Source organism: Butyrivibrio sp. AE3006 (assembly GCF_000424165.1).
GTDB lineage: Bacteria > Bacillota > Clostridia > Lachnospirales > Lachnospiraceae > Butyrivibrio.
Map to the genome: position 1 here is coordinate 113,789 of NZ_KE384145.1, position 15,667 is coordinate 129,455.

At 41.8% G+C, this 15,667-nt stretch carries 14 protein-coding genes; 2 read left to right on the plus strand and 12 right to left on the minus strand.

Features of this window, described 5'->3' with window-relative positions; translation table 11 throughout:
* Nucleotide 1 precedes the first annotated feature (1 nt).
* The 11 genes from G603_RS0117515 to flgM form a co-directional block, all read right to left on the minus strand.
* The gene (locus tag G603_RS0117515; protein ID WP_026523424.1) at nucleotides 2-481 is read right to left on the minus strand and encodes a hypothetical protein; all 480 of its coding nucleotides are present in this window, start codon (nucleotides 479-481) and stop codon (nucleotides 2-4) included.
* A 38-nt stretch (nucleotides 482-519) separates the two neighbouring features.
* Nucleotides 520-954, minus strand: coding sequence for a flagellar export chaperone FliS (fliS, locus tag G603_RS20955; protein WP_242834906.1), 435 nt, complete (start codon nucleotides 952-954; stop codon nucleotides 520-522).
* Nucleotides 955-1,007: 53 nt separating this feature from the next.
* Nucleotides 1,008-2,663 carry a flagellar filament capping protein FliD gene (gene fliD, locus G603_RS0117525; protein ID WP_026671018.1) on the minus strand — a complete coding sequence of 552 codons (1,656 nt, stop codon included), beginning with the start codon at nucleotides 2,661-2,663 and terminating at the stop codon, nucleotides 1,008-1,010.
* 89 nt (nucleotides 2,664-2,752) lie between these two features.
* Nucleotides 2,753-3,217, minus strand: a complete 465-nt coding sequence (locus G603_RS0117530) for a flagellar protein FlaG (RefSeq protein WP_026671019.1) — start codon at nucleotides 3,215-3,217, stop codon at nucleotides 2,753-2,755.
* 238 nt (nucleotides 3,218-3,455) lie between these two features.
* Nucleotides 3,456-3,674, minus strand: coding sequence for a carbon storage regulator CsrA (csrA, locus tag G603_RS0117535; RefSeq protein ID WP_026497347.1), 219 nt, complete (start codon nucleotides 3,672-3,674; stop codon nucleotides 3,456-3,458).
* Nucleotides 3,675-3,726: 52 nt separating this feature from the next.
* Nucleotides 3,727-4,188 (minus strand): flagellar assembly protein FliW, encoded by a 462-nt coding sequence (gene fliW, locus G603_RS0117540; RefSeq protein WP_026671020.1) that lies wholly within the window; start codon nucleotides 4,186-4,188, stop codon nucleotides 3,727-3,729.
* A gap of 82 nt (nucleotides 4,189-4,270) precedes the next feature.
* The gene (locus tag G603_RS21790; protein ID WP_051208077.1) at nucleotides 4,271-6,376 is read right to left on the minus strand and encodes a flagellin N-terminal helical domain-containing protein; all 2,106 of its coding nucleotides are present in this window, start codon (nucleotides 6,374-6,376) and stop codon (nucleotides 4,271-4,273) included.
* A gap of 95 nt (nucleotides 6,377-6,471) precedes the next feature.
* A complete protein-coding gene (gene flgK / locus G603_RS0117550) occupies nucleotides 6,472-8,328 on the minus strand; it encodes a flagellar hook-associated protein FlgK (RefSeq protein ID WP_026523420.1) in 1,857 nt (618 codons plus the stop codon).
* A 25-nt stretch (nucleotides 8,329-8,353) separates the two neighbouring features.
* Nucleotides 8,354-10,039: a flagellar hook-associated protein FlgK gene (flgK, locus tag G603_RS0117555; RefSeq protein WP_026671021.1), complete on the minus strand. Its 1,686-nt coding sequence runs from the start codon at nucleotides 10,037-10,039 to the stop codon at nucleotides 8,354-8,356.
* A 93-nt stretch (nucleotides 10,040-10,132) separates the two neighbouring features.
* The gene (locus G603_RS0117560) at nucleotides 10,133-10,654 is read right to left on the minus strand and encodes a flagellar protein FlgN (protein ID WP_026523418.1); all 522 of its coding nucleotides are present in this window, start codon (nucleotides 10,652-10,654) and stop codon (nucleotides 10,133-10,135) included.
* Nucleotides 10,655-10,765: 111 nt separating this feature from the next.
* Nucleotides 10,766-11,047: a flagellar biosynthesis anti-sigma factor FlgM gene (gene flgM, locus G603_RS0117565; protein ID WP_026523417.1), complete on the minus strand. Its 282-nt coding sequence runs from the start codon at nucleotides 11,045-11,047 to the stop codon at nucleotides 10,766-10,768.
* Nucleotides 11,048-11,374: 327 nt separating this feature from the next.
* On the opposite strand from flgM, the gene glnA reads away from it, so the two are divergent.
* Nucleotides 11,375-12,679, plus strand: a complete 1,305-nt coding sequence (gene glnA, locus G603_RS0117570) for a type I glutamate--ammonia ligase (protein WP_026671022.1) — start codon at nucleotides 11,375-11,377, stop codon at nucleotides 12,677-12,679.
* 19 nt (nucleotides 12,680-12,698) lie between these two features.
* Nucleotides 12,699-13,244: an ANTAR domain-containing response regulator gene (locus tag G603_RS0117575; protein ID WP_026671023.1), complete on the plus strand. Its 546-nt coding sequence runs from the start codon at nucleotides 12,699-12,701 to the stop codon at nucleotides 13,242-13,244.
* 169 nt (nucleotides 13,245-13,413) lie between these two features.
* Here G603_RS0117575 and G603_RS20965 read toward each other — a convergent pair whose 3' ends face one another.
* Nucleotides 13,414-15,654 (minus strand): LTA synthase family protein, encoded by a 2,241-nt coding sequence (locus tag G603_RS20965; RefSeq protein WP_051208080.1) that lies wholly within the window; start codon nucleotides 15,652-15,654, stop codon nucleotides 13,414-13,416.
* Nucleotides 15,655-15,667 lie beyond the last annotated feature (13 nt).

Genomic DNA, 15,667 nt, shown 5'->3' on the forward strand with positions numbered 1-15,667 from the left:
ACTAGTTCTTAGTGTCGTAGAACTGAGGCGGTGTGATCTTGGACTTGTTCATTGTCAGGTAATAATCAAGTGCTGCCTTGGAGGATTTGCGTTTGGTATTTATCTGGTCTCTTGTCTTATTTACATGAGTAGCAACAAGATTCCTGTTTCGCAATTCTCCAACTTCTATAGAGTTAGACAGGTCAGTTATCCTTCTGATCTTGTCCTGGTAAATATGGATTCTGTCCTTATACTTTTCTCTATTATTATCAAGTTCTTCTTTTACTCTGGCAAATACAGTCTCAAAGCCATCATTCAGGCTTTCAACGCGCTTAATCAGTTCACTTTTACGGTTGAGTGTCTCATCAAAACTTTCTTCATCAAACCCCTCTTCGTTCTCAAGTATGTCCTTCTGAACCAAGTTCTCTTTCTCTATCTCTTCGAGAACCTGAATTTTCTGATCCAGACTTTCTTCAAGCATATCAAGATAAGACTCTGTCATCTCTCTTTCCCCCACTACCTTTTCTTAATTGATTTTCCTTAGGCCGGTGCAGCCCCCTGCGGCACCGGTGCAGGCATCTGTCCCCTTGCGATCTTCATTGCATCAGCCCAGGTATCTCTCATGGTATGAAGATGCTTGTTAACTTCATTCATGATTTCCATGGACTCATCCCTGTGAAGATCTGCCTCTACAAGTCTCTTCATAAGATAGTTATATACGTTTTCAAAATCCTTTGCTACAGGATATTTCATATCCAGTGTATTGTTGAGATAATCAACGATATTCTCCACCTTAAGAAGATATGTGGTAAATTTTCTCTCATCATCAGCCTCTAGTCCCATTATAGCAATATTGCAGAATTTAATGGCACCATCATAGAGCATAAGTGTGAGCTCTTCCGGCTTAGCCATCTGGATCTTTGTATTCTGGTATTGATTCATCTGCTTAGCATATGGATTTCTGGCAATAGGCATAGAATTAACCTCCGTGGTATGTGCTTAATAACCTTTTCTTACATCTGACAGCATCAGCCTGTTCCTAGCATTCCCGAAAGGGAACTTGTCTGCTCATTAAGCTTTGTCATAGCTTTTTCCATCTGAGCAAACTTGTCATAATATTTATCTTCCATCTTACCCAGTTTATCCTGAGCATCCTTAAGCTGAGTCTTGTATGTATCAACCTGTTTCTTCATCTGCTTATCTTCATACAAAGTGTAAGCGCTTGAGAAATCCGTTGACTTCATAAGATCGCCAAGTTTGGAATACATATCAGATGAAATGGTTTTAAAGAATTTGCGAACCAGTTCAGGATCCTTTTCGATCTTAGCTTTCAACTTATCCTCTTTACTGCTGGAAAAATCATCATCCTCATCACCATATATATGCCACTTCATTCTGTCAGCTTCTTCGCCTTCAAAATATCCGGGAGTAGCTATATGGAATGACCAGAAAGAAGTCTTTACCTCAACCCATTCATCCTTTTCCTTGTTGTAGTCAAGCTCACCCCAGTCGAAGGACTGCATCATGATATTCTTCATCTCGGTCATAGCTCTGAAAATAGTAGGATCTTTTGCAAGAAGACCTTCATCTATCTTCTTGTTCCAATCCTCTATCTCATCATCAGTCATCTCATCCTTCTGCTCTTTGGTGAGTATAGCGTAATCCTTGGCATCATCCGCATTATAAAGCGTGTACATTTCACCGATAAGGTCGTTATATTCTTTCAGGAAATTCTTTACCATATCGTAAATGCCACTGGTGTCATCTTTTGTCTGAAGCGTTATGTCAGATGCAACCTGCTTTGCGGTAATGGTAAGCCCATTTACATCAAAAGTATTGCTGTTTGATGTATAAACTGCTCCATTTAATGTTATCTGGGCATCTCCTCCTTCAGTATGAATCGCATCTTCGTTGGTATCATAATCAAGCCCCAGTGCACTTACAACTCTCATGTCACTATGGTCAAAATCAATCGAAAAGCTTTCATCTTCTCCTTCTGCAGTAGAAGTTACATAAACTCTTCCCTGCCCCGCATCCAGACTAGCGTTTATACCATATCCGCTGGCAGATTTAGCCTGCTTAAGCTCTGCAAGGGCTTCAGTAATAGATTTATCCGGATCTATTTTAACATCCACATATTCTCTGGTATCTTCTTCACCCTCTGCCGGAGCCTTGCCAAATTTAACTCTTATTATTCCCCTGTAATCATCATCAGTTACAGCAGGCTTTATTTCGTTACCTTCTTCATCAAGCTCAGCTTCTTTATGAACCCCTGCGGTTCCTGAATACCCGGAGAGATTAGTAATGGAAGTGGTAGCTTTGAGTTCTCCGGTCTTTGAAGAAATCTTTCCACCTGTCAGATAAGCACTGCTTGCAAGTTTATCAACCGACAGCTTCTGGCTACTGTTCATAGCCGTACCGGAAGTTGAGATTGTAACAGCGTTTTCATTGGAAACACTTGTTGTCTTTTTGATATATGATGAATCAAAACGCAGACTACTAAGTGTCTTGTTGTAGAAGTCCACAACCTTCTTGTTGAGTTCCTTCCACTTATCCATCTTCATATCATGCTTTTTCTGATCACTTTTTATCTTATCAACTTTATTGGACTGTACTTTCGTCAGCTCTGTAATGATACTTTCTGTATCAAGGCCGGAAGCAAGTCCGGTTATTCTCATGGTCATAAGTTGCTCCTTTCCATGGGATTTTTTGCCTTATTTTGGCGCAAAATACCCCTTGCACTAGAAAAACGTACTTTCAGAAAAGCTCGTTATTAACCTCTTTCGTCGACCATAAGGCCTGCAAGTTCCCAGGCTTTTGCTATCATATCGAGTGTCTTTTCGGGCGGCAGCTCTTTGATAGTCTTCTTTGTGGTCTTATCCACGATCTTGATAGTGATACGGTTTGTATCCTCGTGGATGCCAAAGACTGCCTCAGAGTTGTTGAACATCTTCTTGTTCATCTCGCTGATAGCTTCCTTGACGCGCTTATTCTCCGCATCAATCTGTTCCTTGGTTCTTTCCTGCCTCGTAGGAGTAAAGCTGAATCCATTGTCTTCACTCTGCTGGGTGTCGGGTTTTGACTGAGAAACACTCTGACTAGGCTGTGTTCCCACAGTCAGATCGGGGCGTTCCTGTCCCTGTGCACCGGTATCAGCGGGCTGTACAGCTCTCTCCTGCTTTTGGATTTCGGGAATCTGTGTTACAGCTCCCACATTGCTAATAGCTTCCATAGCCATCTCTTTCACCTCCTTGTGTCATCTTTAAGCGGCTATCCTTATCCGCACTTCTTTTGTTCAAGCTATGCATAGTTACGCATAGTTGTAGTCTCTTCTATCAATTATATCGGATATGGATTACGGATATTTAGCATGTTATGAAAATTTAATAAAATGTTTATCCTAAGTAAATATTTGATGGTATAAAAAAGAGCTTCGGGCGTTCCCCAAAGCTCCTGTAAGCAATTTATTATTTAGTTTATTTAAGAAGATCGGCAAGTGCGGAGATTCCATCCACATTGGTAGCTGCCTCATTCTCAGCCTGAATCTGGAGATAAACCTCCTTACGATAGATCGGGACCTCCTTCGGTGCGGCAATTCCGATTTTAACCTGGTCTCCCCTGATATCCAGTATAGTGATCTCTATATTGTTATTAACGATGATTGACTCGTTCTTCTTTCTAGATAATGCTAACATATTCACCCTCTTTTCTTATTTTTCTACCTTTTCCCCTCGCAGATAAAATGTCTTATTTTCCGGCCTGTTCTTTCTGCTTCTGTAGATAATCATATATAGGGTATTTTACAGGGTAATCATCATCGTCAATAATTACCTGAGCAGCAACGCAGCTGTCTGAATTGATAATAATAGGTCCCTTTAAATTAACTGTCATCTTGGTAAGATCCTGCGGTACTGTAACAGTTACAAGTACAAGCATATCCTCATCAGCCATGGGAAGAAGATCCTGAATTACATCCTCTCCTACTACCGGATTAAAATCAGGCTTTACATAAAGCGGATCCATAACAGGCATGGCAAATACCGGATCGTCCAATGACTGAAGCCATCTGATGGCATTGGAATCCTTGTCCTTATCATGCATAAGAGCAAACTGAGTCATATCGGGAAAACCGATAATACCCTTCGGAAATGTTATGATTTTGTCGTCTTCAATCTCAATTTCTCCGAAAATCCTGGTTGTTAATTTCATTTTGATACCCCTCCATATCGAAATGTGAGCAGTAAAAACACCTACTATTTATTGTAGTAAAATTAGCGATTTTTAGCAAGGATTAAATATAGTTCATCAGTGAATCCTTGCTGATTTTTCCTGTAGCCATAAGTGCTGCCTGATAGGTCAGCTGAGCGGTTGCAAGCTTGGTTGCAGTCTCTGCAAGATCCGCATCCTCATTATCTGACTGAAGAGTCTTGAAGGTTGTTGTCTGATCCTGAAGTCTTGTATCTATAAGCTCAAGTCTCTTACTTCTTGCACCGTTGTCTGTTACTGCAACGTTCGCTATATCAAGAGCTTTCTGGATACTGGAAATCTTATGCTCAAACTCCTCCTGAATATTCTGTCTTAGATAATCATAGGATTTCTGGCAGGCGTCTATCTCGTTCTGAACTGCCCTTCTCTCCTTTTCATCAGTGAGAGTTTCAAGCTTTTCCTTGAGAGTTTTCATTGTTGTGTTAACGACCTTAATGTTTGATGCCATCTGTGTAAGATCGTAAACATCTCTCTTCATTGTGGTTGTGAAAACTGATGTTGCTGTGGTATTTATTGTGATCTTCTGAGCGTATCCGACATCATACTGGATCTCATGATCACTTGAACCGCCATTGTAAATAACACCGTTACTGTCGACACAGGCGAACAGATTCTGAGGTCTGATATCACCTTCAAGCCATTCCTTTTTATCATAAACAACATCTATGGAATTAGCATTTTTAATAAACGGAAGTGAAGCGAGCTTTTCTTTTAACTGATCATTAAGAAGGACTTCTCCTGTCTTGGCATTAAGATAAACAACAGTGCCTGTATCATCATTAGTAAGATCCTTATATGCTGCATCTATCTCATCTTCTGTTGAAGTGCTATAGATTATATGGCTTGAATCTATTTCCATGGTAGTCTCCTTATATGAGGAATGCATACTACCATTGCCTGTTACCTGGAGAACAGTCTTTACGCGATTACCGTTTTCATCCGGGTCTGTATCCTTAGTAAGTGTATAGGTTCCATCGCCGTTTACAGTCATCATGAATCCGTGATCTGTCTCAACCTTGTACTGCTGCCCGACAGGTCCAAGAAGAGGTGCTGTAACTGATGTATTCTCACCATCTGAGAAAGCAAGTGTAGAAATACTTGTTGAGGACATTGATACTATAGCCTGCTGGATTCCTTCGGGAACATCTACATTGCCATCTCCGTCATCATCTGTGAGAACTCCGTCCTTACTTACTTCAAACTGATAAATATCATAGGTCCTGTTATCTGTTACATTCAGAATGAAGCCTCTCTCGGGATGTCTTTTGCTGGCATATTCTGCTGTGTATGTATAGTCCCCGATTGTAACTGTATATTCGTTGGAAAGAGGAATATATGCCTTCTGTTCCTCACCATCTGCATTAACAAAAGTGAGATAAAAATATGTAAGATCTGTATCTGTTATTGATGATGTTGCGGTCTGAGTGAGATTTTCTCTGAACTTAAGCTGCGCTGTATGTCCGTCACCAACTGTATAATCAAGGTTGTCATAGGAAAGTCTTACTCGTCCCACCTCTATCTGGTGGATGTCATTTTCGGTGTTTGAATTTGTATAAAGTCCCTCGTAAGGAGTTTCAAGAACATTTCCTGCATCCAGATACTGAAGATTCAGTGTTCTTATGGACTTATTGATGTCCTCTGCATTGAACTCATCGTTGATGTCTGAGAAAGTCTCGGTTGTGGGACCGTCATAGGAGAGTGTGGTATCTGTGCGATATCCTGTGAAAATATATCTTCCTGCGAAATCCACATTACCGGTAGAATAATACTCCTTGGAAAGAGCATTCAGCTGGGTGATTATGGTCTCAAGATCGTCCATTGTAAGATCCTTGTTGGCTCCCCTTGTGGCCTGCTGAATGGCATCAGTAAGTACCTCCGTGACTGTTGAAAGTGCATCCTCAGTTACGTCCATCCAGCTCTTTGCATCCTTTGAATTTTTCTGATAATACTGATCAAGCTGAGTGACTGTTGATCTCAGCCTCAAAGACCTTATAGCAATAACAGGATCATCAGAAGGGCGATTTATCTTTTTGCCTGTAGCCATCTGAGTATTTACTTCATCCTCAGCTATCTTGTTATTGTTGATGTTGTAAAGGGAGTTGTTGCTCATGATCTTATTGGTGATTCTCATGGTTTTTCCTCTTGTGCGAATGAATCACGAATCCTTTCCGATCTGTCCGCATAAGCTATTACCTGACGCTCCCTGTCCGGCATTTAGTTATTACTTTATACTCCTGTTTCCAGGATCAGTCTGTCGTAGACTTTTGTAAGAGTGTTAATCATCTTCGAGTTAAGTGTGTATGAATGCTCAAACTGAACAAGTGCTGATGCTTCTTCGTCTGAGTCAACGCCCATAACCGAAAGTCTCTGATTCTGGATAGTATTCTCCAGTGCTGTATAAGTCTCTTCCAGGGTTGTGGAATTACTTGTATTAAGAGCCACATCTCCGAGAACCTTATCAAGGAACTCTCCGCTTGTTGCTCCTCTGAACATCTCTTCTTTTGTAAGGTACTCATACAGATGCTTGATGTTCAGATATTCTGATTCGCCTTCCGTTACATCCATCTTGGTTGCAAGAAGAGAGGCGTTTGCTTTTACTTCTCTTGCTACTACAAAATTACCTGCTGTAATCTCGTAATATCCCTTGTTGTTGGAAAGGGTTGTAAGGGATTCATAGGAAAACTGTGCACTTGAATCCATGTTGCTGGTACCTGTCAGAATGTACTGACCTTCCAGCGAATCAGAGGTATAACCCTTTGTCATAATGTCATTAACACTTGCAGAAAATCTTCTGATCCAGTCGTTCATCTGCTGCATGTAATATGGGATGCCCTGATAATCAAATGCTCCGCCTACCTGCGCAGTCCTTCCTGTGGGAGGAATAGTGGATCTTGTACTCTCAGGTGTCAGCTTGAATGTATAGGTATCTCCGCCGTCATAAGCCCATTCCTCGTAGGAATAGATCTTACTTGCAACCTCCAGCTTACCTGCAGCGGGAAGTGTACACTTATTCATATCCATCAGATCAGGATCCGTTACCTTGATTGTTACTGTTGTAACACCGGTCCGATCATCCTTTATGGCTTTAACAACTTCGCCATTGAAGTAGAAGTTGTTATTACCCTCTCTCATATCGATAAGCCCCTGAAGCTCTCCTCCAATGAGTTTATTGTCGAGATCGAATACGTCAAACTTGGATGTATTATCGCCGTCTTTGTAATTTGATGGTGCCCATTTAATATCATAAAGTCCTACAAGATCACTTTGATTTACATTCTCATTTGCTTCTCTTGCTTCGCATATAAGCTTTCTGTATGCATTTGTATCAAGAAGCTGCTGTCCGCCTGCGATCGTTACGCGAAGTCTTGTCGCACCGGTTTCTCTTTCAGGCTGATTCACGTCTACGACCTTTGTCTCAGACACATCGATTTCTACAATCTTGGAGAGCTTATCAAGAAGCTCATCTCTTTGATCTCTAAGCTCATTTGCTTTTGATCCCTGCATCTCGATGACATTGATCTGTTCGTTAAGTGAACATATCTGAGCTGCGTATGAGTTTATGGTATCGCAGTTCATCTTTATCTCCTGGTTTATATCATTCTGAAGATTCTGAAGAGATGTGGACATATGATTAAAATAATCTGTAATCTGAGCAACTGATGAAACAAAAGTCGCCTTTGATTCTGCGGTTCCGGATGCCTTCATAACATCCTGAAGTGCTGATTCCATTTTAGAGAACAGACTTGAGAATCCTGTAGTTCCATCATCCTTTAAATATTGCTCGGTAAGCTGATTAAAGTAATTTCTCTGGCTTACTCTTCCAAGAAGGGATTCATTATCTCTGTACTTATTGTCATAGAACTCATCTCTGACTCTCTCTATGGCGATGGTATCTACTCCGGCACCTGCTGTTCCGTAGGTGGTAAAAACTCTCAGCGCATCGGATGCCTGCTGATCTACCTTCTGACGGGAATAGCTATCCGTATTTGCATTTGCAATATTATTGGCAGTGGTATTAAGTGCTGCATTAGCTGCTCTTAGTCCCGATGCTGCAATGTTTAATCCAAAAAATGTTGAAGGCATAGACTATTCCTTTCTTAGGAAGTATTTATGAACCAAGTGCTGTTACGACATGCTCAAGCATTTCGCTTACTACATTTATGTATCTGCTGGATGCATTGAATGCGTTTTGGAATTCAATCATGAATTCAAGCTCTTCATCACTTGATACTCCAACGATCTGCTCCCTGGCATTTTCAACTGCATCAACTGTAAGTTCCTGATTTTCTCTTATTCCCTTGTAAACATCACCTGAGTTTGCAACCTGGCTCACCAGCATGTTGTAATATCCAAGGAAATCTGTTTTTGTTGCTACATTTGGATTTATTAAGTAATCGGCCGTTGTGAACGCTTTCTTTAGCTTTTCAACGGTATCATTATCTTCGCTTCCATCCTCTAAAATGAATTTCATGGATGTGGGCTCTTCCAAATACATGGGATTTACGCCCAAGTTGGTGATGATATATCCCTTCCTGTTTTCTCCTGCCAGATGATTTTCATCTATGTCGTAGTTGAGACAATCTTCTTCATTAAGTACTTTGAAAAGATCATAATCTGAAGCGTTGCCTTCCACCTGTCCAAGGTTTACGGGATTACTTCCTGCTTCTTCGTATATCTTATTTATGGCCTGACAGATGTTCTTTACCATCTGATCGAATTCTGCTTCCACATTCATGATCACTGACTGAGCAATGTTCTTGTTGTAGAATGATCCGGTTGAGTCATCTGATATATCATGGTATGTTGCGTGATGATCGCCTCTTGCAAGGAGTGTGGATCTGAGCTTTCCTATATCTGTATTCATGGAAGTTGCAATTGTCTGAGTAAGGTCGTAAACCTTTGCACCTCTTATATCTGTAACTTCCCACTCACCCTTTACTGAGTTGTATTCCTTCTTTGCTGCAAATTCCCAATAGGGAGTATTGTAATTTACAGGGCTTCCGCCTTTGTCAGCGGTAAGTACGTTATCGCATGCCATGTGATTTACATGGTCTGTAGTTACAAACTGAACACCTTCAAACTGTACAAGAACGTTTCCGAAAACATCCTCGTAATAGCTTATGCGGCCCATCTCACCCAGCTTATCGAGAAGAAGATTTCTCTCATCTCTAAGGTCGTTGGCATGTTCCTGATGTCCTGACTCTATCTCAACAATCTGAAGATTCAGATCCTTTATTCTGTCGCCGATCTTGTTAATCTCTTCCACCAGATCAGGAATAGTCTTATCCATGTTGTCCTGATAATTGGTAAGGCCTTCATATACGCTCTGAGCTCTTGTGATGAACTCATTTGCTCTTGTTACCATCATGCTCTGATTTACAGCGGAGGTAGGATCCTTACTAAGCTCCTGTACAGCAACCCACAGATCATTAAGAGATTCTGCAAACTCGTTGCCGTTCATCTCCTGAAGCTGATCTTCAATTTCTTCAAGGGTAGTAACTGAGACATCATAGAATGATTCTCTTCCTGTTTCCTGCCTGTAGCTCTGATCCAGGAAATAGCTTCTGACCTGCTTACAGTTATTGTAAACAACACCAAGGCCTGTCTGTTTCCAGGCGATGACCCTGTGATCCTTCTCGGTGGTAATATAGGGCCTTGTACCCTGTGATACCTGCTGTCTTGTATAACCTTCGGTGTCTATATTCGCCATATTATGCGCTGTGGTATTAAGAGCAGACTGTGATGTCTGTATTCCGGATGCGCCTATGTATAAACTTCCCATTAAAGATGCCATAAAAATACCTCCGACTAATATTTATATCGGAGGTTTTAGAAGTTTCTTTATGCTTTTGTAAATGGTTTTTTGCCTATTTTTCAAGGTTTTTACTTACTGTTTTGCGTCAAAACGCCCTGTCATGGCAACACCTATCCTGTCGCCTCTTGTTCCCGCAAATCTTGTATAATTTGCAGTTTCCGGTGCTCTCCTTGCGGACTGGATGATATTCATCTCATACTGAACCATCTCCAGTGAACTCTGAAGCAGCATCTGATTCTGATCATTTACCCTCTGAACGTTGGTTGCAACTTCCTTAAGCCTGTCTCTTTTTGAAGCCAGAGCTTTCTGTTCATTAGGTCTTGAATTAAGCATTCTGACAAGATCTGTGAGCTTTAGGTCATTACCCTTTTCACCGATCACATCAGCTATGCTGTCCATAGCACTCTCGCGTTCCTTATCAACAGCATTTATGAATGACACAACAACCTGTTCATCCTCTGTGATCTTGGCAAGAGTCTTAAGATCTCTTTGAATGATGATTGGAGTTTTTCTGGATGAAAGTTCCAGAAGCTTTTCATATAGCGCACATTCTCTGTCTAGTACTTCCACTAAATTCTCTAACAAACTGGACACTATAAAGCCCTCCTTTCATCTATCTCAAGGCATAACAAAAGAGCCCGCTTCACCCCTGGAGCTAACCACTTAAGTTAAGCCGGCTCTATTAGTTCTTTATTAAATTGGACATTAGCCAAATGATTCGCTGAGTTTAGCGAGGAGCTTATCTGCAAAATCCTCTCCGCTAACGTCATACGTTCCGTTTTGAATAGCAGCCTTAATAGGTGCCGTTACGTCCTCCCTGACATCCGGAGCTTCTTTCACAGCCTGCTTGGCGATCTGAATATCCTTACCGATTGAAGATATCTTAAGAGTGTCAGAAACACTATTAGTCTTCTCAGTCTTAGCGGTCCTATTCACTTTGCCTGTGCCATAAACCTGTTGAATCTGGCTGTAAGCTTCTATACGCATATTCTTGTCCTCCTTCCTTGGAGAATTTCTTCAGTTCTACTACTTTTATCGGCGTATTCTGATTTTACTTTAGATGTATTTGGAAATTTTTTCAAATTTACTTAAAAAATTTTTCTCCCGCACACAATCTTGTTGATAAAAAAATCATCATACTCTATATTGTAGTATCCTGTAGGAAAACCCAAGGTATTGTACTTTTCTTCCCCACCGATAATAGTATCGGACAGGAATTAAAAAAACTTAACCCCTTTTTCAAAAAAAATTTTATTTTTTTTTTAGATTTTGAATTACAATAGTAGATAATTGTAAAACGATTTAGGAGGTCATATGAGCAAACTAACAAAAGAGGATATATTCAGGATTGTCGATGAAGAGGATGTGGCTTTCATCAGACTTCAATTCTGCGATATCTACGGAACTCCCAAAAATATAGCAATCACTGCGAACCAGCTCGATGCTGCTCTTAATAACGAGTGCTTCTTTGATGGTTCTGCAATAGAAGGTTTTGGTCAGGACCACGATAGTGAACTGTATCTGTATCCGGACCTGGACAGCTTCCAGATATATCCCTGGCGCCCTCAGAGCGGCAAGGTTGCCAGAATGTTCTGCAACGTATACTCCTCTGACAGGAAGCCCTTCGAAGGTGACCCCAGATATATTCTGAAAAAGGTTCTGTCCCGTGCAGAAGATATGGGCCTTTCATTTAAAGCAGATCCTGAGCTGGAATTTTTCCTGTTCGATCTTGATGATGAAGGTCAGCCTACCACCAATACCCATGAGAGAGCAGGCTATTTTGATCTTGCCCCTGCTGATCAGGGCGAAAATGTCCGCCGCGACATCATCATGAACCTTGAAGAGCTTGATTTTAATATAACCTCATCCCATCATGAGATTTCTCCTGCTCAGCACGAAATAGATTTTACTGAGGACAACGCTGAGATAATGGCAGATAAGATCATGACCTTCAAGATGGCTGTAAAAACCATTGCCAAGAGGCACGGTCTGTATGCAACCTTTATGCCAAAGCCCAAGGAAGGGATCAACGGTTCAGGTATGCATATAAATATTCTCTGCGAGGACAATTCCGGAAAGGACGTCTTTGCTGATGGCAGCGAGTTGTCAGGTACAGCAAAGAGCTTCATCGCAGGTATTTTGCAGCATATAAAGGGTATGGCCCTGGTAACCAATCCACTTGTAAATTCATATAAGAGACTTGTTCCGGGATACGACGCACCTGTTTTCATTTCCTGGTCATCATCTTCATCTAACCGCAGTGCCCTTATCAGAGTACATTCTGCAAAGAGTAGCGGTATCCGCATAGAGCTCAGGAACCCTGATGCTACCAGCAATCCCTATCTTGCACTGGCTCTTATCCTGGCTGCAGGTATGGATGGTATTGAGAAAAAGCTCACTCCTCCCGATGAACTTGTAGCAGGACACAGCGAAGGTCTCACAACTCTTCCCGAGACTCTCGGCGAAGCAATTGAAGCATACAGCAATGATTCTTTTGTTAAGAATATTCTTGGAGAGACTGTTTACAGTAAATTCCTTGATTCCAAGAAAAAGGAATGGAAGAATTTCAGAACCTGCGTAACTCAGTGGGAGCTGAAGGAGTATTTAAGAAACCAGTAACTTCGGGAGATTTTAGAGCTTGCAGAACATCATTGTCGCATTTGCATCGCAGACTGATGCCGGAAATTTCAAAAGCATATTGATGCGTGGCGGTTTTGAGCCGGCGTATGTGTGTACCTCCGGTGCCCAGGTCCTCTCTGCTATGGAGAATCTGGGTAGTGGAGTAATTGTGTGCGGCTATCGTCTGGGTGACATGCTCTACAATGAACTTGCAGAAAACATGTCCGAATATTTCAGCATGCTGCTGATCGCAAGCCCTTCCAAAACTGACGAAGCAGTCTTCCCGGAAAACATAATCTATCTGCCCACACCCCTTAAAAAGAACGACCTGATTTCCACCTTAGAGCTCATGGTAGAGGGTGTCACAAAACGCAGAAAAAAGATCAAAGAAAAGCATCGTTTCAGAAGTGCCGAGGACCAAAAAGTCATAGACTCAGCCAAAGCTCTCCTAATGGATCGTCACAAAATGACAGAACCGGAGGCCCATCGTTACCTCCAAAAATGCTCCATGGACTCCGGTACCTCCCTCCTGGAAACCGCCGAAATGATCATCTCCCTTGGATAACTAGCATCTGCGCTTTTTATTATGCAAAAGGTCCATTGTCAGCGATTATATGCGAGCGCTCGTTTTCTTATACCTACTATTGGTTTTGAAAACAAGCGAGCATAACGAGCTGTCAATGGACCATTTTGATAATCTAAAGGCGCAGATGTTCTGCTAACCGCAGCATAGGTCAGCGTCTTGTTTCGCCATCGATGAGGTCAAAGTCGACGCAGTCGATGACGCGGCCGGTCTGGTTGTTTATGACTGCAAAGTGAAGACCTTTACGTTGGATCATACGGTCAGTGTCATCCACGATGATGCCAAAGCTGCCTTCGTCGGAACCGTTCCAACTGCCCTTTACGAGGTAGGTGGTTCCATTGGGTATTGTGCCGGTGATTTCAACGTAATCTTTTGTTACGTGGCTCTCGGAGCTGTCCTTGGAAAGTGCTGCAACTATTGTCATATCTTCACCGGATACTATATCATCGGTGATTCCGATTTCATTAAGTGCTGCAATGTTGTCCTTGGTAAGACGGGCCGTTGCGTTCTTACGAGTAGAAATCAGAACTGTGTAGTTACCGGTTTCAAGGTAGTCTTCGATGGCAGAAAGGTATTCTGCAAAATCTGTCTGCTTGAGATTCATGTCACCCCTTTGAGCAAATACCTGCCATCTTGAACCAAGGGCACTGTTTACATAAATATTGAAATCTGTATCGTCCACATCTATGTCTGCCAAAGACACTTCAGAAACATAAGACCCATCCGGTTGTTTGTCCATATTCAGGACTATCTTCCTTGATGAATCCCCATCCGGAACACAGTTAAGCTCAACACTTGTGATCTGCTCATTTACATTCTGGATATCAGAAACAACAATCCTTACTGTTCCGTCATCTTCAATCGAAATATCTGCAGCTGCTGTAGGATCGCTGTAATTCTGCATGGCGATGTCATATTCATCCATCTCTGCCAGCTCATCCATGAAAGCAGACCTTCTTGAAAGCTCCTCGAACTCATGCTCCATACCATATTTTTCAAGGAGCGTATCCTCAGATGAAAAGAGGTTTGTTCCAAGTCCAAGTCTGTCACCTTCAATCTTTACGCCCATAGCTGCAAGGGTTGTGGGGAACATGTCAAATGTAGTGTACTCTCTTCTCTTGCCTGTCTGCTGTACACTGGCATCTGCATTTAAGTAGCAGGTATATACTCTTCTGACATAATCCTCGTCTATCATGGCGCAGAAATCAGCATCCATTGTGGGATGATCTCCCACAAGAACTACAGTGGTATTTTCATAGAAATCCTGCTCTTTTATCCACTTCACAAATTCAGTTACCTGTCTGCTTGAGCAGGCATAAACATTTGAATACTGATCCTCAAACTCGTTCTCGCAAAGTCTGCACACATAACCATCCTCAAAATGGGTATCCGCAGTAATAATTGTGAGATTGAAGGGGTCATCGCTCTTTGACAATTCCTCAAGTCTCTTTTTAGAAAACTCAAAAAGCTTCTCATCTTCATAGCCCCACCACACGCCGTAGTCCTGAGGAATCCATCCCTGCTCCTTGGCATAGGGGTAATCGCAGATATCATAATTACCATGAGATTTGAAAAACAGCTCTCTTCCGCCAAAGCCCGCTTCCGATCCGCAGACAAATTCATTGTGATAGCCCTCTGCTTCAAGGATATCTCCTATTGCACAAACGCTGGGGAAGAATTTCTCCTGGCTTGACATGCTGTTTGCTTCAATTCGAATCTGCAAAGGAAGGCCTGATGACTGAGCAAATATAGCACCCATAGTCCAGTCAGTCCCGGGCATGGAAAATCCGCCATCAAGAGTTTTATTATCACCGCTGAAGTTCTCATTTTCGTGAGAAAGCTGAGTAAGCTCGGGTATCCGGCTCTTCTCAAAGGATCCGCCGTTTTCTTTATCTGCATCCGTAACCTCTACAGACTCCAGATAAACATAGATAAGATTTCTTTTCTTTACAGGGAATTCCAAGGTCACGTCATTGGGATTCACATAGTTTTCTTCGATGAATTTTGATGCATTTATCTGCTGCTCGATATACTTTGTCATATCAAGCATAACCCAGGTATAAGCAATGGCTGCTATCAAAACCGCTATATCAACCAGGATCAGAATAAGTCTCTTTTTGCCGCCAAATACCTTGTTGCCTGCAAAGCTTATTATCAGATACAGGATAATTCCTGCCACAATCGTAGGAAGCAGAGCCTCCATCAAAAACAGCTTTATCATGGCATGTGATGCACCTGACATCGACATCTTTATATTGAATACAAGCTCATTAACCGTCATGGTGCTCCAGGTATGGAAAAACCACCAGGCAGTAAAAAACAATAAAAACGGTATCGTCATGATAAGCGTTACCGGTATATTTCTAAAAACTAATTTCTTTTTCTTACCCATTAAAAACTCCCAA